This is a genomic window from Nocardia grenadensis (assembly GCF_050942415.1).
GTDB lineage: Bacteria > Actinomycetota > Actinomycetes > Mycobacteriales > Mycobacteriaceae > Nocardia > Nocardia grenadensis.
In genome coordinates this window covers 5,810,515-5,832,171 of the sequence record NZ_CP192054.1, presented here as the reverse complement: position 1 = coordinate 5,832,171, position 21,657 = coordinate 5,810,515, and the positions used below count along the sequence as shown (strand labels likewise).

General features: G+C 65.1%; 16 protein-coding genes and 4 tRNA genes. 18 read left to right on the top strand and 2 right to left on the bottom strand.

Annotated elements, in window-relative coordinates; all coding sequences use genetic code 11:
* Window positions 1-14 precede the first annotated feature (14 nt).
* The gene (locus ACQPYS_RS26525) at window positions 15-506 is read right to left on the bottom strand and encodes a YajQ family cyclic di-GMP-binding protein (RefSeq protein ID WP_063038104.1); all 492 of its coding nucleotides are present in this window, start codon (window positions 504-506) and stop codon (window positions 15-17) included.
* Window positions 507-702: 196 nt separating this feature from the next.
* Here ACQPYS_RS26525 and ACQPYS_RS26520 point away from each other — a divergent pair.
* From ACQPYS_RS26520 to ACQPYS_RS26440, 17 genes are all read left to right on the top strand, one after another.
* Window positions 703-788 (top strand) — tRNA-Tyr (locus ACQPYS_RS26520).
* 198 nt (window positions 789-986) lie between these two features.
* Window positions 987-1,059: transfer RNA gene (locus ACQPYS_RS26515), tRNA-Thr, on the top strand.
* A 70-nt stretch (window positions 1,060-1,129) separates the two neighbouring features.
* Window positions 1,130-1,202, top strand: a tRNA-Met gene (locus ACQPYS_RS26510).
* 44 nt (window positions 1,203-1,246) lie between these two features.
* Complete coding sequence (gene rpmG / locus ACQPYS_RS26505) at window positions 1,247-1,417, top strand: 50S ribosomal protein L33 (RefSeq protein ID WP_011211653.1); 171 nt, start codon at window positions 1,247-1,249, stop codon at window positions 1,415-1,417.
* A 323-nt stretch (window positions 1,418-1,740) separates the two neighbouring features.
* Window positions 1,741-2,793, top strand: a complete 1,053-nt coding sequence (locus ACQPYS_RS26500) for a fused (3R)-hydroxyacyl-ACP dehydratase subunits HadA/HadB (protein ID WP_063038110.1) — start codon at window positions 1,741-1,743, stop codon at window positions 2,791-2,793.
* Between the two features lie 273 nt (window positions 2,794-3,066).
* Window positions 3,067-3,139: transfer RNA gene (locus tag ACQPYS_RS26495), tRNA-Trp, on the top strand.
* Between the two features lie 31 nt (window positions 3,140-3,170).
* Window positions 3,171-3,572 carry a preprotein translocase subunit SecE gene (gene secE, locus ACQPYS_RS26490; RefSeq protein WP_063038102.1) on the top strand — a complete coding sequence of 134 codons (402 nt, stop codon included), beginning with the start codon at window positions 3,171-3,173 and terminating at the stop codon, window positions 3,570-3,572.
* Between the two features lie 116 nt (window positions 3,573-3,688).
* On the top strand, window positions 3,689-4,468 hold the full coding sequence (gene nusG, locus ACQPYS_RS26485; protein ID WP_063038100.1) for a transcription termination/antitermination protein NusG: 780 nt from the start codon (window positions 3,689-3,691) through the stop codon (window positions 4,466-4,468).
* Between the two features lie 82 nt (window positions 4,469-4,550).
* A complete protein-coding gene (gene rplK / locus ACQPYS_RS26480) occupies window positions 4,551-4,985 on the top strand; it encodes a 50S ribosomal protein L11 (protein WP_063038098.1) in 435 nt (144 codons plus the stop codon).
* Window positions 4,986-5,190: 205 nt separating this feature from the next.
* Window positions 5,191-5,904 (top strand): 50S ribosomal protein L1, encoded by a 714-nt coding sequence (gene rplA, locus ACQPYS_RS26475; protein ID WP_030525642.1) that lies wholly within the window; start codon window positions 5,191-5,193, stop codon window positions 5,902-5,904.
* Between the two features lie 137 nt (window positions 5,905-6,041).
* On the top strand, window positions 6,042-6,737 hold the full coding sequence (locus ACQPYS_RS26470) for an NADPH-dependent FMN reductase (protein WP_433491138.1): 696 nt from the start codon (window positions 6,042-6,044) through the stop codon (window positions 6,735-6,737).
* A 209-nt stretch (window positions 6,738-6,946) separates the two neighbouring features.
* The gene (gene rplJ, locus ACQPYS_RS26465; RefSeq protein ID WP_063038094.1) at window positions 6,947-7,486 is read left to right on the top strand and encodes a 50S ribosomal protein L10; all 540 of its coding nucleotides are present in this window, start codon (window positions 6,947-6,949) and stop codon (window positions 7,484-7,486) included.
* Window positions 7,487-7,561: 75 nt separating this feature from the next.
* A complete protein-coding gene (gene rplL / locus ACQPYS_RS26460) occupies window positions 7,562-7,942 on the top strand; it encodes a 50S ribosomal protein L7/L12 (RefSeq protein WP_030525645.1) in 381 nt (126 codons plus the stop codon).
* 258 nt (window positions 7,943-8,200) lie between these two features.
* Window positions 8,201-9,283, top strand: a complete 1,083-nt coding sequence (locus tag ACQPYS_RS26455; protein ID WP_245664645.1) for an ABC transporter ATP-binding protein — start codon at window positions 8,201-8,203, stop codon at window positions 9,281-9,283.
* 557 nt (window positions 9,284-9,840) lie between these two features.
* Window positions 9,841-13,365, top strand: a complete 3,525-nt coding sequence (locus tag ACQPYS_RS26450) for a DNA-directed RNA polymerase subunit beta (RefSeq protein ID WP_433491137.1) — start codon at window positions 9,841-9,843, stop codon at window positions 13,363-13,365.
* A 110-nt stretch (window positions 13,366-13,475) separates the two neighbouring features.
* Window positions 13,476-17,429, top strand: coding sequence for a DNA-directed RNA polymerase subunit beta' (locus ACQPYS_RS26445; RefSeq protein WP_433491136.1), 3,954 nt, complete (start codon window positions 13,476-13,478; stop codon window positions 17,427-17,429).
* A 469-nt stretch (window positions 17,430-17,898) separates the two neighbouring features.
* Entirely contained in the window at window positions 17,899-20,091 is a 2,193-nt protein-coding gene (locus ACQPYS_RS26440; RefSeq protein WP_433491135.1) for a hypothetical protein, read from the top strand.
* Here the strand turns inward: ACQPYS_RS26440 and ACQPYS_RS26435 are convergent.
* Entirely contained in the window at window positions 20,037-20,951 is a 915-nt protein-coding gene (locus tag ACQPYS_RS26435) for a formate/nitrite transporter family protein (RefSeq protein ID WP_433491134.1), read from the bottom strand. The genes ACQPYS_RS26440 and ACQPYS_RS26435 overlap by 55 nt on opposite strands.
* A gap of 249 nt (window positions 20,952-21,200) precedes the next feature.
* Here ACQPYS_RS26435 and cynS point away from each other — a divergent pair, with 249 nt between their 5' ends.
* A complete protein-coding gene (gene cynS / locus ACQPYS_RS26430) occupies window positions 21,201-21,650 on the top strand; it encodes a cyanase (protein ID WP_063041914.1) in 450 nt (149 codons plus the stop codon).
* Window positions 21,651-21,657: the final 7 nt, after the last annotated feature.

Genomic DNA, 21,657 nt, shown 5'->3' with positions numbered 1-21,657 from the left:
GTGACCGCCCGCGCCTACCGGTAGTTCACGAATTGCAGGGCGATCCCGAAATCGTCGCCCTTGAGCAGCGCGATAACGGCTTGCAGGTCGTCGCGTTTCTTGCTGGTGACGCGTAATTCGTCACCTTGGATCTGTGCTTTGACGCCCTTGGGCCCCTCATCGCGGATCTTCTTGGAGATCTTCTTGGCGTGCTCGGAGTCGATGCCCTGGACCAGGGTCCCGGTGATCTTGTAGGTCTTGCCGGAAGCCACCGGTTCGCCGGCGTCGAAGGCCTTGAGCGAGATATCGCGGCGGATGAGTTTTTCTTTGAACACCTCGAGCGCGGCTTTCACCCGCTCCTCCGATTCCGCGGTGAGTACCACTTTGTCCTCGCCGGACCATTCGATGCCCGCGCCCGTGCCCCGGAAGTCGTAGCGGGTGTTCAGTTCCTTCTCGGCCTGGTGCAGGGCGTTGTCGACCTCCTGCCGCTCGACCTTGCTGACGATGTCGAATGATGAATCGGCCACACTGCGCTCCTGTTCACTGTTGGATCACCCTGGGTGCTTACGCAAGCTACCTGGTCGGTGCGGCGACACTGTGCGGCCATGGTGGTGGAGGCCGGTTCGGGGCATCTGGCCAGCGGGTTTGCATTCGGGGTGCGGGTTCGTTGTATCCTGCTGAGCGCACTGGGAAAGTGATCGGAAGATCGAAAGTGCGGTACGAGGCAGGTTGCCCGAGCGGCCAATGGGAGCAGACTGTAAATCTGTCGGTGAAAGCCTACGTAGGTTCGAATCCTACACCTGCCACCAGGAAACCCCCGCCGGTGAAGACCGGCGGGGGTTTTCTTCGTCCGGGGTGGTTCCGGGCCCCGGCGCGAGCCGGTCAATTCACCGGAAAATAGCCTCTGACCACTCGGTTTGGTGCTCCTGGTGGTCAGTGTGTACTCTCGTTCAAGTCTTCGAGGCAACGGGTAGGACTTCAGTCGGTTCCCGCTGCTGAGAGGTCGCGCCCCCTTAGCTCAGTCGGCAGAGCGTTTCCATGGTAAGGAAAAGGTCAACGGTTCGATTCCGTTAGGGGGCTCGCCGGATTGCCGGTGGTGTCCCGACTCGGCACTCCAAGCCGCGGCGTCGCCGTCGCAGATGGCGTATAAGGCGGTGTAGCTCAGGCGGTAGAGCAAACGACTCATAATCGTTGTGTCGCCGGTTCGAGTCCGGCCATCGCTACCCATACTGATTGACCCTCTGGTTGACCGGAAAGAAGGCATATCGTGGCCGCGAAGTCCACCGATGTCCGGCCAAAGATCACCTTGGCCTGCGAGCAGTGCAAGCATCGCAACTACATCACCAAGAAGAACCGGCGCAACGACCCGGACCGGCTGGAACTGAAGAAGTTCTGCCCGAACTGCGGTACGCACCGGGCGCATCGCGAATCTCGCTGATCCTCGTGTGACGCCGCTGCGGTAGCAGCGGGTCCCGAGCATTCGTGCACGGCTTCGGCGTGTCGGATGTTCACGGCACCGCGATGGTAGGTTCTCGCCGGATCCCGGTTCGGCGATCGGGGTGCTGCGGGGTTCGTATTCCTACTCGACGGCGGCGTTCTGGTCCTAGAACTACCGACGCCGCGGCCGATCGTCGGCCGTGGTGATGATCAGGTGGCTGCTCGGCTCTTTCGGTCACGCCGACTTCTATCTACGGGCCCGACGCCCAGCCGCCGTGCAGACTCCGTGCTGCGGGGTCAGATAGGTACAGTCCTCCCGTGACAATCAACACCGGTACAGACGAAGCGGTCGCGACGGATACGGATTTCGATCCCGCCGCCCACGCGGCCGCCATGGTCGGTCACCACTATCGTGTCGACGACTACTACGAAGTCGGCCGCGAGAAGGTGCGCGAATACGCGCGCGCCGTCCAGGACGGCCATCCGGCGCACTGGGACGAAGATATCGCCCTGGAGTTCGGCTACGACGGCCTGGTCGCCCCGCTCACCTTCATCTCCCTCGTCGGGATCCTGGCACAGCGCAAACTGTTCGAAACGGTCGTCACCGGCTACGACCTGAGCCAGATCATGCAGACCGACCAGATCCTGGAGTTCCACCGCCCGATCGTGGTCGGCGACCAGTTGATCTGCGATGTGCACCTGCACTCCTTCCGGCAGGCGTTCGGTGGCGACATCATCGTCACCAAGAACATCGTCACCGACCAGCACAACGAGCTCGTGCTCACCACCTACACGACGCTGGTCGGCCGCAGCGGCGGCGATATCGATCCGAACCTCAACGACGCCGTCCGTAAGGTGCTGATGCACGGGATGGACGCGGCGGTTCCCGATCACACCCCGCGTACCCGGCACGTCGTTCCCGCGCCGGCCGTAGGCGAGATCGTGCCGACCCGGTTCGCCCGGTCGTTCGACGAGGTGTCCGTCGGTGACGAACTACCCGCCCGGATCGTCCAACTGACCCGCGGTGACCTGGTGAACTACGCCGGTGTCTCCGGTGACGCGAACCCCATCCACTGGAGCGACGAGGTCGTCAAACTGGTGGATCTCGACAACTGCGTCGCGCACGGCATGCTCTCGATGGGCCTGGGCGGGGGTTTCGTCACCTCATGGCTCGGTGATCCCGGCGCGGTGAAGGAATACAACGTCCGGTTCACCAGCCCGGTGTTCGTGAGCGCCACCGAACCGGCCGAGGTCGAGTTCACCGGCAAGATCAAATCGGCGGATCCGGAAACGAAGACCGCCGTGATCGCGATCGTGGCCAAATCCGGCGGTCGTAAGATTTTCGGCCGGGCCACGGCCACCGTCCAGCTGTCCTGACCTGGTCGAGCGCACCTGATTGGCTTCTGTCACCGGCCGTGCCGTACACTCGGGTTTCTGGGGTCACCAGCCGATGCGCGCTGCTCTGCAAGGCTGGTTCCAGGCGGGGTTTCCGACCAGTGGCCGTACCGGCTGCGTAGGCTCGGACCGACCGGTTGCACCGGCCCCGCCGACGGGGCCGGCACCTGCCGGGGCGGCGCGCGTGTTGTGTGACACCAGCGCCGACAACTGAATATCGCATGTGGCTGGACCACGACAGTCCGGTTCAGCCGAAGGGGCGTAGCTCAAATGGCAGAGCAGCGGTCTCCAAAACCGCAGGTTGCAGGTTCAAGTCCTGTCGCCCCTGCCCTGGATAACGGCGACGAGAGAGGATCGACGTGACCGACGAGCGGGACACTCGCCGCGGCGGATACGGCGCCGACGACGGCGATGACACCGCCGCCGTGCAGCGGCCGAGCGGAAAGCGTTCCGCTCGGCGTAGTCGATCCGTCTCGTCCTCGGCGTCCGATACCGGTTCGCTCGCGACCTTGGATCGGCCCGCCCGCAAGGCCGAGTCGAAGTCGGGCCGCGGCGATCGCGAACGGTCACGCAATCCGTTCGTGCGTTTGTTCAAGTTCCTGCGTGAGGTGATCGCGGAACTGCGGAAGGTTATCTGGCCCAACCGGAAGCAGATGGTCACCTATACGACCGTTGTTCTGGTGTTCGTGATCTTCATGGTCGCGTTCATCAGCGGGTTGGATCTGGCGTTCATCAAGGGTGTCGACTGGTTGTTCGGTTAGCCAGGTGACACCGGCGCCGTGAACCGATCCGCGCCGCGGGCCGGACACAAGTCCCACGCCGCGCCCGAACCCGGCACGCAGAGGATGCACGTGACGACACAGGAAGCGAGTGCCCAGTGAGCACCCCGGAGAACGACACCACCGACGAGTTCCCGGTCGACGATCAGACGGCCGAGGAGGCCGCCGTATCCGTCGAGGAGCCGGCGTCCGACGCCGAGCCCGAGGCTGCCGACGAGGCCGCACCCGCAACCGCCGACGCGGAGGAACCGGACCCGGTCGAGCAGATGAAGGCCGTCCTGCGGCGCGCTCCCGGCGACTGGTACGTCATCCACTCCTACGCCGGTTACGAGAACAAGGTGAAGACCAATCTCGAGACCCGTGTACAGAACCTGGACCTGGAGGACTACATCTTCCAGGTGGAGGTGCCCACCGAAGAGGTCACCGAGATCAAGAACGGTCAGCGCAAGAGCGTCAACCGCAAGGTGCTGCCGGGCTACATCCTGGTCCGGATGGATCTGAACGACGAGTCCTGGGGTGCGGTCCGCAATACGCCGGGTGTCACCGGGTTCGTGGGCGCGACCTCGCGCCCCTCGCCGCTGACCATCAATGAAGTGGTGAAATTCCTGGTTCCGGCCTCGCAGCAGAAGAAGGCGGCCACGCCGGCCGCCGCCGCGGCCGGTACCGAGGCCGTCGGTGGCGAGGTCAAGGCCAAGCCCACCATCGAGGTCGATTTCGAGGTCGGCGAATCGGTGACGGTGATGGACGGTCCGTTCGCGACCCTGCCCGCCACCATCTCCGAGGTCAACGCCGAACAGCAGAAGCTCAAGGTGCTCGTCTCCATCTTCGGACGCGAGACCCCGGTCGAGCTGGAATTCACCAAGGTCGCCAAGATCTAGGCGGCGCCTGTGTTTTCCCGGGGCGGTGGCCCCGGGTCGGAGCTTGCAGAGAGCAAGGAACACCACACCCTAGGAAAGAAAGATGCCCCCCAAGAAGAAGAAGCTCGCCGGGATCATCAAGCTTCAGATCCAGGCCGGCGCCGCGAACCCGGCTCCGCCGGTGGGTCCGGCACTCGGTCAGCACGGCGTCAACATCATGGAGTTCTGCAAGGCGTACAACGCCGCGACCGAGTCGCAGCGTGGCAACGTCATCCCGGTCGAGATCTCGGTGTACGAGGACCGGTCCTTCGACTTCAAGCTGAAGACCCCGCCGGCCGCGAAGCTGCTGCTGAAGGCCGCCGGTGTGCAGAAGGGTTCGCCCGAGCCGCACCGCAACAAGGTCGCCAAGGTGACCATGGAGCAGGTGCGCGAGATCGCGAAGACCAAGCAGGAAGATCTGAACGCCAACGATATCGATCAGGCGGCCAAGATCATCGCCGGGACCGCGCGCTCGATGGGTATCACCGTCGAAGGCTGATACGAACCTCCGCTGCGGGCCCCGCGTCCGCATGGGACAGGTCGTTATAGGCGCAGCGAAGTGATACTTCGCGATCCCGCTTTCGGTGGGAGGGCCGGCCAGGCCCGATAACCACAGCTGAACCACGACATTGCGGCGCGAGCGCCGGGCGCGGTAACCACGAAGCGCCCCGGGAACGCCGCCAATAGAAACAGGACAGAGAAACATGGCAAAACGAAGCAAGGCGTACCTCGCCGCCGCCGAGAAGGTCGACCGCAGCAAGCTCTACTCGCCGCTGGCGGCGACGCGGCTGGCCAAGGAGACCTCCACCACCAAGACGGACGCGACCGTCGAGGTCGCCATCCGGCTCGGCGTCGATCCCCGCAAGGCCGACCAGATGGTTCGCGGCACCGTGAACCTGCCGCACGGCACCGGTAAGACCGCTCGCGTCATCGTGTTCGCGGCCGGTGAGAAGGCGGCCGAGGCGGAAGCCGCGGGTGCCGACGCCGTGGGCGCCGAGGATCTGATCGAGCGGATCCAGGGCGGCTGGCTGGATTTCGATGCCGCGATCGCCACCCCCGACCAGATGGCCAAGGTCGGCCGTATCGCGCGTGTTCTGGGCCCGCGCGGTCTGATGCCGAACCCGAAGACCGGCACGGTCACCACCGATGTGACCAAAGCGGTCAACGACATCAAGGGCGGCAAGATCAACTTCCGGGTCGACAAGCAGGCCAACCTGCACATCGTCATCGGTAAGGCGTCGTTCGACGACAGCAAGCTGGTGGAGAACTACGGCGCCGCGCTGGACGAGATCCTGCGGGCCAAGCCGTCGACTGCCAAGGGGCGCTACGTCAAGAAGGTGACGGTCTCGACGAACACCGGACCGGGCATCCCGGTGGACCCGAACCGCACCCGCAACCTCCTGGAAGAGGACGCGTAAGCGCTGTTCCGAACACAGAACCGCGAAACGGCGGGAGCGTCATCCGACGCTCCCGCCGTTTCGTGTATCGGAATGCTTCCGGATACGGCACGGGCGCCGGAGGACTAGTTTCGTGCGGCCGGTGGTTGCCGCATTGCGTGACGGTGGTTCTGCTGATTTCCGGGAGTACGCGCGCCGGGTCGACCAATACGGCCGCGCTGCGCACAGTGCAGGCAGTGGCCCCGGACGGGATCGAGGCGCGCTGGTACGGCGGACCGGCCGAATTGCCCGCCTTCGTCCCCGAGGCCCCCGAACCCGCCCCTCCCGCGGTGCTGCGGTTACGCCGGCAGTTGGCGGCCGCGGACGCGGTGCTGTTCTGCACCCCGGAGTACGCGGGCACACTGCCGGGCAGCTTGAAGAACCTGCTGGACTGGACCGTGGGTACGGGCGACCTCTACGGGAAGCCGGCTGCCTGGCTCACCGTCGCGGCGCCCGGACGTGGTGACGGCGCCACGGCGACGCTGGCGAGTGTGCTCGGCTACGTCGGTGCCGACGTGGACGAGGGAGCCTGCGCTCGCCTGCCCCTGTCGCGCACGGATATCGGGGGCGACGGGCTGGTCGTCTCGCCGGAATTCCGGGCCGGTGCGGCCGAAGTGCTGCGTCGGCTCGGCACGCGTCGGCGCAGCTCCGATACCGGTCGGCGCGGCGACGATATCCGCTGGGAGTGGGCGCCGGCACCGCCCCGGTCAACCCGCCTATCGCGACCGTTTTGCCAGATGAGGCAGTGCCCGGCTATGCTCGATCAGGTTGTCGACCAGTTCGGCACCACCAATCCGTTCTACCGAAGACCGTAGGTCGCCGATTTCGTATGGAATCGGTCGAAGGTCCGGCGAGAGTGCCGGCGGCCCACGCAGGGAGAGCCGAGGCTGGAGAATCCGCACGCGCAGCCGTGCCGATATTTTCTTTCGCGCCCCGGGACGCTCTGCGTTCGGGGCGCTTGTTCTTTTGCCGGCCCCTGATTCGGTAGGGCATATCCATACCGACATCAGAGAGGAGGCGAAGTATGGCGAAACCCGAAAAGGTTGCCGCGGTCGCGGAGATCGCCGAGCAGTTCAAGGACTCGACGGCCGCAGTCGTCACGGAATACCGTGGCCTGTCCGTCGGTGCGCTCACCGAACTGCGTCGTGCGCTCGGTGCCGACGCCACGTACTCCGTCGCCAAGAACACCCTGGTGAAGCGCGCTGCGGCCGAGGCCGGCGTGGAGGGTCTGGACGATCTGTTCGTCGGACCCACCGCGATCGCGTTCATCTCCGGTGAGCCGGTCGACGCCGCCAAGGCGCTGAAGACCTTCGCGAAGGATCACAAGGCGCTCGTCATCAAGGGCGGCTACATGGACGGCGCTCCGCTGTCCGTGTCCGAGGTCGAGCGGATCGCCGATCTGGAGTCCCGCGAGGTCCTGCTGGCCAAGCTGGCCGGTGCCATGAAGGGCAACCTGGCCAAGGCCGCCGGTCTGTTCAACGCTCCCGCCTCGCAGGTGGCCCGCCTGGCCGCCGCGCTGCAGGAGAAGAAGCAGGCCGAAGGTGGCGAAGCCGCCGCGGAGTAAGACCCGCGTCCCCATTCGCGGAGCGGTCGACTCCGGCTCGCCCGCACAGACATTCACTATCGAAAGGAAATATCAATGGCCAACGTTGACGAGCTGCTCGAAACCTTCGGCAATATGACCCTGCTGGAGCTCTCCGACTTCGTGAAGAAGTTCGAGGAGAAGTTCGAGGTCACCGCTGCTGCTCCGGTCGCCGTCGCCGCCGCCGGTGCAGCCCCGGCCGCCGCCGAGGCCGCCGAGGAGCAGGACGAGTTCGACGTCATCCTCGAGGGTGCCGGCGACAAGAAGATCCAGGTCATCAAGGTGGTCCGCGAGATCGTCTCCGGCCTGGGCCTGAAGGAGGCCAAGGACCTCGTCGAGGGCGCGCCGAAGCCGATCCTGGAGAAGGTGGCCAAGGAAGCCGCCGAGGCCGCCAAGGAGAAGCTGGAAGGCGCCGGCGCCAAGGTCTCGGTCAAGTAATACCGACCGGCACTGCCGGAAACGGGCGGTTCCCCACGGGGACCGCCCGTTTTCTTCGTATTACGACCGGTTTTCTCGGGTGCTGGTTAACGGCGGTTCTGCGGTATCGAACTCGGCAACCAGGGTTACTCTTCGGTCAGGTCGGGTGTGCTATGAGGGTGCCATGGGTTACAGTGACCGGACTCGCTGTGACGTGACGCACCGCTACCGGGTCGGTGGTGCAAAGCGGGTAGCTCGCTGAGAAATGTGGAGGTTGGCGTGGGCGTCGAGGTCAGGACCGAGAGTGTAACCAAGTCATTCGGTTCACAGCGGATTTGGCAGGACGTTTCTATTACCCTGCCTGCCGGTGAGGTCAGCGCGCTGCTGGGCCCGTCGGGGACCGGTAAGTCCGTATTCCTGAAGTCGCTGATCGGCCTGCTCCGGCCCGAGCGCGGCTCCATCTTCATCGGTGGTACCGATATCACCACCTGTTCCAACAAGGAGCTCTACGAGATCCGGAAGCTCTTCGGGGTGCTGTTCCAGGACGGTGCGCTGTTCGGCTCGATGAACCTCTTCGACAATGTCGCGTTCCCGCTGCGCGAGCACACGAAGAAGTCCGAGTCCGAGATCCGCAAGATCGTCATGGAGAAGCTCGAGCTCACCGGTCTGCTCGGCGCCGAGGGCAAACTGCCCGGCGAGATCTCCGGCGGTATGCGCAAACGGGCCGGGCTGGCCCGGGCGCTGGTACTGGACCCGCAGATCATCCTGGTCGACGAGCCCGACTCCGGTTTGGATCCGGTGCGTACCTCGTATCTGAGCCAGCTGCTCATCGATATCAATGCCCAGATCGATGCCACGATCCTCATCGTGACCCACAACATCAACCTGGCCCGTACCGTGCCGGACAATATCGGCATGCTGTTCCGCCGTCAGCTGGTCATGTTCGGCCCGCGCGAGGTGCTGCTCACCAGCGAGGAGCCGGTGGTCAAACAGTTCCTCAACGGCCGCATGATCGGCCCCATCGGTATGTCCGAGGAAAAGGACGAGGCCCAGATGGCGCGCGAGCAGGCGATGGTGGACGCCGGCCATCATCACGGTGGTGCCGAAGAGGTCGATGGCATCATCCCGCAGATGAAGGCTCAGCCGGGGATGCCGGTGCGCCAGGCGGTGGAACGCCGCAAGAACCGGGTACGTGAGATCATGCACACTCTGCCGCATGCCGCGCAGGTGGCCATCCGCGAGTCGCTCGATCAGAACGACGAGACGATGGTCATGTCCTACAACTCGGGCCAGCGCGCCGGTGACCGCGGTAGCGAGTTCCCCGGGTCGGATTTCGACACCGCGCAGTACCCCAAGGTGTAAGAAAGCGTGTTTCCGAAAGCAGCGCGTCGGGTTCGCACCCGGCGCGCTGTTTTGTGCCCGGGGGAGTGTTTCCGGGCCGCGGCGGCCGCCGTATCCGGCCGGAACTGGGCCGATGCGGTGGGTCGTTAGTGATCTTGTAGCGCGGCCGGCCTTTGGAAGGACACCAGGTCGGCACGGCCACTTGACGAGTTTCGCCGGACCAGTCACGCTATTGGTGGCGGCTTCGGCCGCCGTCGGTAGTGGACGACCGCCAGCGCCGAATTCGTTGTCGGAGGCTCCGCCCGTGGACCGGAACGCAGCCAGCGGAACCGGCCCGGCGCGTCAGCCACGCAACGCTTCGCCGGGGTGGTACTTTGACACCTCCGTATAGGTAGGTGTAGGTTTGGACGTTGCGCTGGCTGCCTCCTGTCCATTCCTTGATCGCACTACGAAAGTCCCACCCTTCCGGTGTTGCTTCCGTTGTTTGCTGTTCGAGTCTCGTTCGGGTCGTGACCAGCGAGAATCCCAAAATGTAGCAGACAAGCGACGGTCGCGGACCACCACGCGACGCGCGTGAGGTGCTGGAAGGACGCATCTTGGCAGTCTCCACCCAGACAAGCGCCAATACGAAGCTGGGAGTTTCCGGGGGTATTCCCGGGGCTCCGTTGCGGGTGTCTTTCGCGAAGATCCGGGAGCCGCTGGAGGTGCCCGGTCTTCTCGATCTACAAACGGAATCTTTCGCCTGGTTGGTCGGCACACCGGATTGGCGTGAGCGGGCTGCCGCTCGCGGTGACGGCGGGCTGGTCGGCGGGCTCGAGGAGGTACTCGAGGAGCTCTCGCCGATCGAGGACTTCTCCGGCTCCATGTCCCTGTCCTTCTCCGATCCTCGGTTCGAGGAGGTCAAGGCCTCGATCGACGAGTGCAAGGACAAGGACATGACCTACGCGGCGCCGTTGTTCGTCACCGCGGAGTTCATCAACAACAACACCGGCGAGATCAAGAGCCAGACGGTCTTCATGGGTGATTTCCCGATGATGACCGACAAGGGCACCTTCATCATCAACGGCACCGAGCGTGTCGTGGTTTCCCAGCTGGTGCGTTCGCCGGGCGTCTACTTCGATCACTCCGTCGACAAGAGCACCGAGAAGGACTTGCACAGCGTGCGGGTCATCCCGAGCCGTGGCGCGTGGCTGGAATTCGACGTCGACAAACGGGACACCGTCGGTGTGCGTATCGACCGCAAGCGGCGTCAGCCGGTGACCGTGCTACTCAAGGCCCTCGGCTGGACCAGCGAGGAGATCACCGAGCGTTTCGGGTTCTCCGAGATCATGATGTCCACGCTGGAAAAGGACAACACGGCCGGCCAGGACGAGGCGCTGCTCGATATCTACCGCAAACTACGCCCGGGCGAACCGCCCACCAAGGAGTCCGCGCAGACCCTGCTGGAGAACCTGTTCTTCAAGGAGAAGCGTTACGACCTCGCGCGCGTAGGTCGCTACAAGATCAACAAGAAGCTCGGCCTGCACCCGGGTGAGGCCATCGACGGGTCCGTGCTGACCCGCGAGGACATCGTCTCGACCATCGAGTACCTGGTGCGCCTGCATGCCGGCGACCGCACGATGACCGCCCCCGGCGGTGTCGAGGTCCCGGTCGATGTGGACGATATCGACCACTTCGGCAACCGGCGTCTGCGGACCGTGGGCGAGCTCATCCAGAACCAGATCCGGGTCGGCCTGTCCCGGATGGAGCGCGTGGTCCGCGAGCGGATGACCACCCAGGACGTCGAGGCCATCACGCCGCAGACCCTGATCAACATCCGCCCCGTCGTGGCCGCGATCAAGGAGTTCTTCGGAACCTCCCAGCTCTCGCAGTTCATGGACCAGAACAACCCGCTCTCGGGTTTGACCCACAAGCGCCGCCTCTCGGCGCTGGGCCCCGGCGGTCTGTCCCGTGAGCGCGCGGGCCTCGAGGTCCGCGACGTGCACCCCTCGCACTACGGCCGCATGTGTCCGATCGAGACCCCGGAAGGTCCGAACATCGGCCTGATCGGTTCGCTGTCGGTGTACGCGCGGGTCAACCCGTTCGGTTTCATCGAGACGCCGTACCGCAAGGTGGAGAACGGCCGCGTCACCGACGAGGTCAAGTACCTGACGGCCGACGAAGAGGACCGGCACGTCCGGGCCCAGGCCAACTCCGCGGTCGATGCCGACGGCAATTTCGTCGAGGCCCGGGTGCTGTGCCGCCGCGGTAACGAGGAAATGGAATTCGTCGACGCCACCGAGGTCGACTACATGGACGTGTCGCCGCGGCAGATGGTGTCGGTGGCGACGGCCATGATTCCGTTCCTCGAGCATGATGACGCCAACCGTGCCTTGATGGGTGCGAATATGCAGCGTCAGGCCGTGCCGTTGATTCGTTCCGAGGCTCCTGTGGTGGGTACCGGTATGGAGTTGCGGGCCGCGGTGGATGCCGGTGATGTCGTGGTCAACGACAAGGCCGGTGTGGTCGAGGAAGTGTCGGCGGATTACGTCACGGTCATGGCCGATGACGGGACCCGCAAGTCCTACCGGATGCGGAAGTTCGCCCGCTCGAATCAGGGCACGTGTGCCAACCAGCGTCCCATCGTGGACGAAGGCCAGCGCGTCGAGCGCGGTCAGGTCCTCGCCGACGGCCCCTGCACCGAGAACGGTGAAATGGCGCTCGGTAAGAACCTGCTGGTGGCGATCATGCCGTGGGAAGGTCACAACTACGAAGACGCGATCATCCTGTCCCAGCGTCTGGTGGAAGATGATGTGTTGACCTCGATTCATATCGAGGAGCACGAGATCGACGCTCGGGATACGAAGTTGGGTGCCGAGGAGATCACTCGCGATATCCCGAATGTTTCCGATGAGGTTTTGGCTGATCTCGACGAGCGTGGGATCGTGCGGATCGGTGCCGAGGTGCGTGATGGTGACATTCTGGTCGGGAAGGTCACTCCGAAGGGTGAAACCGAGCTGACGCCGGAAGAGCGGTTGTTGCGGGCGATTTTCGGTGAGAAGGCGCGTGAGGTGCGTGATACTTCGCTGAAGGTGCCCCATGGTGAGTCGGGCAAGGTGATCGGTATCCGCGTGTTCTCGCGTGAGGATGACGATGATCTGCCTCCGGGTGTGAACGAGCTGGTCCGGGTGTATGTGGCGCAGAAGCGCAAGATCCAGGACGGTGACAAGCTCGCGGGCCGGCACGGGAACAAGGGTGTGATCGGCAAGATTTTGCCGACCGAGGATATGCCGTTCATGCCCGATGGCACGCCGGTGGACATTATTTTGAACACCCATGGTGTGCCGCGTCGTATGAATATCGGGCAGATCCTGGAAACCCACCTCGGCTGGATCGGTAAAGCCGGCTGGGAAGTCGATGTCGCCGCCGACGGCACCCGTCCGGATTGGGCGAAGGCGCTGCCGGAGGAGATGCTGGGCGCTCCGGCCGATTCCAATATCGCGACACCGGTCTTCGACGGTGCGCGTGAGGAGGAACTGACCGGGCTGCTGGCGTCGACTCTGCCCAACCGTGATGGTGAGCGCATGGTCAACGACGACGGCAAGTCGATGCTGTTCGACGGCCGCTCGGGTGAGCCGTTCCCGTACCCGGTAGCGGTCGGCTACATGTACATCCTGAAGCTGCACCACCTGGTCGACGACAAGATCCACGCCCGCTCGACCGGCCCGTACTCGATGATCACCCAGCAGCCGCTCGGTGGTAAGGCGCAGTTCGGTGGTCAGCGCTTCGGTGAGATGGAGTGCTGGGCCATGCAGGCCTACGGCGCGGCCTACACGCTGCAGGAACTGCTGACCATCAAGTCCGACGATGTGGTGGGCCGGGTGAAGGTCTACGAGGCGATCGTCAAGGGCGAGAACATTCCGGAACCGGGCATCCCGGAATCGTTCAAGGTTCTGCTCAAGGAACTCCAGTCCCTGTGCCTCAATGTCGAGGTGCTGTCGTCGGACGGCGCCGCGATCGAGATGCGCGACGGCGACGACGAGGATCTCGAGCGGGCGGCGGCCAACCTGGGCATCAACCTGTCCAGGAACGAAGCGGCCACCGTCGACGATCTGGCGAACTAGGGCGATGGCCGGGTGCCGTGACGAATTACGGCGCGGTACCCGGCCAACGCGTTCGAATCCAATAGAGAACTTTTGCTCGTATTCGACCCGCACAGGGGAAAGGAAGTTACGTGCTAGACGTCAACTTCTTCGATGAACTCCGGATCGGCCTGGCCACCGCCGACGACATCCGCCAGTGGTCCTACGGCGAGGTGAAGAAACCGGAGACCATCAACTACCGCACGCTCAAGCCGGAGAAGGACGGCTTGTTCTGCGAGAAGATCTTCGGTCCCACCCGGGACTGGGAGTGCTACTGCGGTAAGTACAAGCGCGTCCGCTTCAAGGGCATCATCTGTGAACGCTGCGGCGTCGAGGTGACCCGGGCGAAGGTGCGCCGTGAGCGGATGGGCCATATCGAGCTGGCTGCCCCCGTCACCCACATCTGGTACTTCAAGGGTGTGCCGAGCCGCCTCGGCTACCTGCTCGACCTGGCGCCGAAGGATCTGGAAAAGATCATCTACTTCGCCGCCTACGTCATCACCGCGGTCGACGACGAGATGCGGCACAACGAGCTGTCGACTCTCGAGGCCGAGATGGAGGTCGAGAAGAAGACCGTCGCCGATCAGCGCGACGCCGACCTCGAGGCCCGGGCCCAGAAGCTCGAGGCCGATCTGGCCGAGCTCGAGGCCGAGGGCGCGAAGTCCGATGTGCGCCGCAAGGTCAAGGACGGCGGCGAGCGGGAGATGAAGCAGCTCCGCGACCGGGCCCAGCGTGAGCTGGACCGGCTCGAGGAGATCTGGAACACCTTCACCAAGCTGGCTCCCAAGCAACTGATCGTGGACGAGGTCCTCTACCGCGAGATCACCGATCGCTACGGCGAGTACTTCACCGGCGCGATGGGCGCGGAGTCCATCCAGAAGCTGATGGAGAACTTCGATATCGAGGCCGAGGCCGAGAGCCTGCGCGAGACCATCCGCAGCGGTAAGGGCCAGAAGAAGCTGCGTGCGCTCAAGCGGCTCAAGGTCGTCGCGGCATTCCAGACCAACGGCAACTCCCCGATGGGCATGGTGCTCGACGCCGTTCCGGTGATCCCGCCGGAGCTGCGGCCGATGGTCCAGCTCGACGGTGGCCGCTTCGCCACCTCCGACCTGAACGACCTCTACCGTCGCGTCATCAACCGCAACAACCGCCTCAAGCGACTGATCGACCTCGGTGCCCCCGAGATCATCGTCAACAACGAGAAGCGGATGCTGCAGGAATCCGTCGACGCGCTGTTCGACAACGGCCGTCGCGGCCGGCCGGTCACCGGCCCGGGTAACCGCCCGCTGAAGTCCCTGAGTGATCTGCTCAAGGGTAAGCAGGGTCGTTTCCGGCAGAACCTGCTCGGTAAGCGTGTCGACTACTCCGGCCGTTCGGTGATCGTTGTCGGCCCGCAGCTGAAACTGCACCAGTGCGGTCTGCCCAAGCTGATGGCGCTGGAGCTGTTCAAGCCGTTCGTGATGAAGCGGCTGGTCGACCTCAACCACGCGCAGAACATCAAATCCGCCAAGCGGATGGTCGAGCGGCAGCGGCCGCAGGTGTGGGACGTCCTCGAAGAGGTCATCGCCGAGCACCCGGTGCTGCTGAACCGTGCGCCCACCCTGCACCGCCTCGGTATCCAGGCCTTCGAGCCGCAGCTGGTCGAGGGTAAGGCCATCCAGCTGCACCCGCTGGTTTGTGAGGCGTTCAACGCCGACTTCGACGGTGACCAGATGGCCGTGCACCTGCCGCTGTCCGCGGAGGCGCAGGCCGAGGCCCGCATCCTGATGCTGTCCTCGAACAACATCCTGTCCCCGGCGTCGGGTCGCCCGCTGGCCATGCCGCGTCTGGACATGGTGACCGGTCTGTACTACCTGACCCGGCTCGACGAAGGCGCCAAGGGCGAGTACCGGCCCGCGACGGCCGACGGTCCGGAGCAGGGCGTGTACTCCTCGCCGGCCGAGGCGCAGATGGCGGTGGACCGCGGTGAGCTCACCGTGCGGTCGACCATCAAGGTGCGGCTGGCCGATCAGCGTCCGCCCAGGGACGTCGAGGCGGAACTGTTCCCGGAGGGCTGGCGGCGCGGCGACGCGTGGACCACCCAGACCACCCTGGGCCGGGTGCTGTTCAACGAGCTGCTCCCGGGTGACTACGCGTTCATCAACGAGCCGATGCCGAAGAAGCGGCAGGCGACGATCATCAACGATCTCGCCGAGCGCTACCCGATGATCGTGGTCGCGCAGACCGTCGACAAGCTCAAGGACGCCGGCTTCTACTGGGCCACGCGTTCGGGTGTCACCGTCTCCATGTCGGACGTGCTCGTTCCGCCGGAGAAGGCCGAGATCATGGAGCGCTACGAGGCGCAGTCCGATCAGATCGAGAAGAAGTACCAGCGTGGTGCGCTCGATCATCAGGAGCGCAACAACGCCCTGGTCAAGATCTGGCAGGAAGCGACCGAAGAGGTCGGTCGGGCGCTGCGCGCGCATTACCCGGCCGACAACCCGATCATCACGATCGTCGATTCGGGCGCCACGGGTAACTTCACCCAGACCCGTACCCTCGCGGGTATGAAGGGCCTGGTGACGAACCCGAAGGGTGAGTTCATCCCGCGGCCGATCAAGTCCTCCTTCCGTGAGGGCCTGACGGTGCTGGAGTACTTCATCAACACCCACGGTGCTCGTAAGGGTCTGGCCGACACCGCGCTGCGTACCGCCGACTCGGGTTACCTGACCCGTCGTCTGGTGGACGTCTCGCAGGACGTGATCGTGCGCGAGCACGACTGCGGCACCGAACGCGGTATCACCGTGCATATCGCGGAGAAGCAGCCGGACGGCCTGCTCATCCGTGACCCGCACGTGGAGACCTCGGCCTACGCCCGCACCCTGGCCGCGGACGCGCTCGACGAGAGCGGCAACGTCGTGGTCACCAAGGGCGCGGACCTGGGCGATCCCGCGATCGAGGCGCTGCTGGACGCCGGTATCACCGAGGTGAAGGTCCGCTCCGTGCTGACCTGCACCACCGGCACCGGAGTCTGCGCGACCTGCTACGGCCGCTCGATGGCCACCGGCAAGCTCGTCGATATCGGCGAGGCCGTCGGTATCGTCGCCGCCCAGTCCATCGGTGAGCCCGGTACCCAGCTGACCATGCGTACCTTCCACCAGGGTGGTGTCGCGGGTGACGACATCACCGGCGGTCTGCCCCGTGTGCAGGAGCTCTTCGAAGCTCGTGTGCCCAAGGGCAAGGCACCGATCGCGGAGGTCTCGGGTCGGGTACGGCTGGAGGACGACGACCGCTTCTACAAGATCACCATCATTCCCGACGACGGCGGGGACGATGTGGTCTACGACAAGCTGTCCAAGCGCCAGCGGCTGCGCGTGTTCAAGCACGACGACGGCACCGAGCGGCTGCTCTCCGACGGCGATCACGTCGAGGTCGGCCAGCAGCTGCTGGAGGGCGCGGCGGATCCGCACGAGGTGCTGCGCGTGATGGGCCCCCGGCAGGTTCAGATCCACCTGGTCCACGAGGTCCAGGAGGTCTACCGGAGCCAGGGTGTGTCCATCCACGACAAGCACATCGAGGTCATCGTCCGCCAGATGCTGCGCCGGGTGACGATCATCGATTCGGGTGCCACCGAGTTCCTGCCCGGTTCACTCACCGAGCGTTCGGAGTTCGAGGCATCCAACCGTCGCGTGGTCGCCGAGGGCAATGAGCCCGCGGCGGGACGTCCGGTGCTGATGGGTATCACCAAGGCGTCGCTGGCCACCGATTCGTGGCTGTCGGCGGCGTCCTTCCAGGAGACCACCCGAGTCCTGACGGACGCGGCGATCAACTGCCGCTCCGACCGGCTCATCGGCCTCAAGGAGAACGTGATCATCGGTAAGCTGATCCCGGCCGGTACCGGTATCAACCGGTACCGCAACATCCAGGTTCAGCCGACCGAGGAAGCGCGTGCCGCGGCGTACGCGGTGCCGTCCTACGACGACACCTACTACAGCCCGGAGGGCTTCGGCGCCACCACCGGTGCCGCGGTCCCGCTGGACGATTACGGGTTCAGCGACTACCGGTAATCGGTAGGTAGCAACAGCATTCGGCCCCGCACCGTTTCGGTGCGGGGCCGAAGTGCGTTCCGGGCCCGTTGTTCGCCGGCCGGGGCCGGGAGCTTTTCCGCAGGCCGTCCGGCAGCGCGGCCGGGCGGAATTCGAAACTGCTGTCGGGTGCGGCGTGGTATCCGGCCCCGGCCGCGGCCGGATCGGTTCAGCAGTGGGAATATAAACCGGGCATTTCGATCACATTGCGTACAAACGTCGTTGGGTCGAACAGTGGTGAATACCGTGGCAGCGCACTGTCTGCCGGAGTCGTCGAACAGTTGCCGAACCGACGACCGCCGGAGGGCCCATGACATTCCGAATCACCCAGCTCGTGCGCGGTACTCGGGCACGCGCCGGGCGTGCGCAGGATGCCGGTGTAAAGGTTACGAAGCCGGCACGTCGCCGCCGATGGTTCCGGCGGCTCGCGGTGCTCGGTTCAGTTCTGTTCGTGCTCCCCGCAACGCTCGGGGCGGCCGCGCTGGCCGCGGCCGGGGACACCGAATCGGTGGCAACCGCCGGTTTTCCGGCACTGAACTGGATGAACGTCCGCGATTCCAGCGGCGTCGAACTGACCCACTATCGGTTCGTCACCACACACGGCAGTCTGTTCGAGCCGTTGGAAACGGCCATCTCGGTGGTACTCGGACTCGAATTCGCCGGCTATATCGTCATTGTGACAGGTGCGATCTGGGTGATCGGCTACACGATGAGCTTTCATTGGCTGGATCCGTTCGGGGACGCGCTATCCGGAGTCGCCCGGAGCCTGCACGCGCAGATCGGTATCCCGATGGTGCTCATCGTCGCGGCTTCGCTCGGTGCGTTCATTGTGGCGTGGTTCGTGTTGCGCGGCCACCATGCGCGGGCGGCCACCCAGGCGGTGACCATGGTCGGGGTCGCCGTGATCGGGCCGGCCTTCATGGCCCAACCGCTCGAGGATGTCCTCTCTTCGCACGGGCTGATGTCGCAGGGGCGGGATCTCGGTATCGCGGTCGCGGCCGGGCTCACCGGGCATATGCACAGCGACCCGACCGGGCTGGTCGCGACGATGCAGGTGAATCTGGCCGATAATTTCGCCCGGCGGCAGGTCCAGGTGTGGAACTTCGGGCATGTGCTCGACGACCGGCCGGGCTGCGCGGCTGTCTGGTCGGCCGGAATGCGGTCGGGTTCGGATTCGGCCCTGGCCTCCGGGCTGCGTGCCTGCGGTGATGCGGCGGCGCACCAGGCGGCGCTGAACCCGACCATGGGACAGGTGGGCTCGGGGCTGGTCGTACTGATCTGCGCCGGTATTCTGCTCGCGTTCGGGACCTACCTCTCGATCAAGATCATCTGGTCGGCTCTCGATTCGATCTTCCACGGTTTCGCGGCGATATTCGGTTTCGCGGCGGGTGGTTTCGTCTACGGTCCCACGCAGACGTTCCTGGTCCGCAACCTCGTGGACAGCTTCTACGGTGCCGTGGTGATGGCGGCCTATGTCATTTATCTGGGTTTGTATGTACTGTTCCTCGGCAACCTGTTCGACCAGGCGGGCGATCAAGCGACCTTGGTCCTGATCCTCGGCGCGGTGGTGGAAATCGTCGGCCTGCTCCAGTTCCGGCGGTTCTCCGCCGCGCTGCGGCAGGGCAACGAGTGGATTGTCGATCGGTTCTCGCTCGCTCTACAGCAGGCGCCGGGCGGTGGTGCGGGCGGTGCCGGCGGCGGTTCGGCGCTCGGCATGGGTTCCAGCGGCCTGTCCAACTCCGGTGTTCCGGGACTCGGATTGATCGCCGGGGCCGCCGCGCTCAGTACGTTGAACAGCACCCCGGCGGCGGCATGGCTGTTCGACCGGGTCGCGCCGCTGGAACCGCATTCCCGGAAACGGCAGAGCGCCATGCTCGACCAGTGGGGTGCGTGGAACATGCGGTGGAACGACGAGAAGATCGGGGGCCCGGACGGTCTGTTCACGCACGCCTTCCTCGATCGGCTGCACCTCTCCCATGCCGCCAGGGACGCGACCGCAGTCGCCGATATGGCCGGCCGGGGCGGGGTGAACACGGTGCGGGGCGCGGCCGCCGCGGTCGACGGGGTGCTCGTCGGCGGTGGCGGATTCCTCGGGCAGGTCGCCGCATCGTTGCGCGGCGCCGGCTTCACCGACGAGAACATGATCCAGCGCGCGGTGGAGGCACGAGGTTATGTGGTGAAACACGGGGGCGATGTGTCGCTGGCCGACAAGAACCTGGCCGAAGTGGTCGCGGCCTCGAATTACGCTGCGGCGATGAACACTCCGGCGGCCCACGCGGAACTGGAGCGGGCTGTGCTCGCCTACTCTCTCGGACGGGAGGGGATCCAACTGCGCGGCGCGGCGCGGCGGGCCGGCGAAGAGTATCTGTCCGCGCCGGCCCGGGCGAAGCTGAACCGGATCCAGAGGGTGGCGACCGGCGAGGAGACGGCGGAGTACTCCGAGGAAGAGGCGGCCCGGATCCTGCGCTGGATCGGTGACGAACACGCGCAGCGGGTCTCCACCGCGATGACCGCCTTCGTCGTCGACCCGGCCGATATCGAGAATCGCCGCCGCTTCTTCGCGGCGCAGAACGCGGCCGTCGACACCGACTACTGGGCCGCCGAAGCGACCCGCGCGCCCGCGTCGGCCTTCGCCGCCGGCTGAGTCTCGGCATCCGTGGTGGCCACCGCGGAGTTGGTACCGGTGGTATCGGTCGGCCGGGGTCGCGGCGTGGCGGTGCGCGCATGGGTGGCGTAGAGCGTCAGGCCGACGAAGGCGAGACCGCCCACCAGATTGCCGATCACCGTGGGGATCTCGTTCCAGATCAAATAGTCGCCGATCGAGAAGTCACCACCGAGCAGCAGGCCGGACGGGAAGAGGAACATATTGACGATCGAATGCTCGAATCCCATGTAGAAGAACAGCATGATGGGCATCCACATGGCGATGACCTTCCCGGACACCGAAGTCGACATCATCGCCGCGACCACCCCGGTGGAAACCATCCAATTGCAGAGCACACCGCGGATGAAAAGCGTGAGCATGCCCGCGGCACCGTGGTCGGCGTAGCCGACCGTGCGGGAAACGCCGATTTCGCCGAGTTTCTGTCCGACTTCATTGGGATCCATCGAGAAACCCATCGTCACGATGACCGCCATCATGACCGCGACGGTGAACGCGCCGAGAAAGTTACCGGTGAACACCAGACCCCAGTTCCGCAGCAGGGCTCGCCAGGTCACGCCGGGGCGCCGGTCCAGCCAGGCCAGCGGTACCAGGGTGAATACGCCGGTGAGCAGGTCGAACCCGAGTAGGTAGAGCATGCAGAAACCCACCGGGAACAGGACCGCGCCGAGCAGCGCCTGGCCGGTCTGGACCGTGACGGTGACCGCGAAGGCCGCAGCGAGCGCCAGGATCGCCCCGGCCATACAGGCGCGGATCACGGTGTCGCGCGTGGACATGAATGCCTTCGCTTCGCCGGCGTCGATCATTTCTTTTACGAAGTCCGCTGGTTTGAGATAAGACATGGCACGCCCTTCGGTTGTGGTCTTCCGTGCCGAAGTGTGCGATGCCGAGATTTCCCGCCGGTATCGCGCCGAGCGCACCCGTGTTACCGAGCCCTCACCGGAGCCGCGCGGTGTGTGTGCCTCGCGCGTGACCTCGAGTGACGGCCACGCCGACCGTGATGTCTCGGAGGTAAACATTGTGATACCGATTCGGTTCGGCGCGTTCGGCGATGGGAGGCTTTCGATGTTTCCCGATGCTAGGAGTCTCGTATGGAACCGATCATGAGCAAGCGCGCGGCCGCCGACCTCGTTGTCACCGCCCGTATCCGCCAGGGCTTGTCCTGGGCCGATATCGCCGACGCTCTCGGTGCCCCGCTGGTGTGGACGACCGCGGCGTTGCTCGGGCAGCATCCGATGACGGCGGAGCAGGCGGGCACGGTATGTGGACTGCTAGGGCTGGACGATACGGTGGCCGAGAGCCTGGCCTTACAGCCGGCCCGCGGCGCCGATCCGGCACTGATGAGCGATCCGACGATCTATCGCTTCGTGGAGGCGCTCTCGGTGTACGGGCCCGCGTTGAAGGAACTCATCCACGAGGAGTTCGGTGACGGGATCATGAGTGCCATCAACTTCAAGGTCGACTTCGCCCGCCGTCCCGACCCCGACGGCGATCGCGTGGTCATCACTTTCGACGGGAAGTTCCTCGACTACCGGTGGTGATCCGGGA

Coding starts and splice junctions, on each gene's coding strand:
- rplK (WP_063038098.1), top strand. CDS start 4,551: ATGCCCCCCAAGAAGAAGAAGCTCGCCGGGATCATCAAGCTTCAGATC.
- rplA (WP_030525642.1), top strand. CDS start 5,191: ATGGCAAAACGAAGCAAGGCGTACCTCGCCGCCGCCGAGAAGGTCGAC.
- rplJ (WP_063038094.1), top strand. CDS start 6,947: ATGGCGAAACCCGAAAAGGTTGCCGCGGTCGCGGAGATCGCCGAGCAG.
- rplL (WP_030525645.1), top strand. CDS start 7,562: ATGGCCAACGTTGACGAGCTGCTCGAAACCTTCGGCAATATGACCCTG.
- ACQPYS_RS26435 (WP_433491134.1), bottom strand. CDS start 20,951: ATGTCTTATCTCAAACCAGCGGACTTCGTAAAAGAAATGATCGACGCC.
- cynS (WP_063041914.1), top strand. CDS start 21,201: ATGGAACCGATCATGAGCAAGCGCGCGGCCGCCGACCTCGTTGTCACC.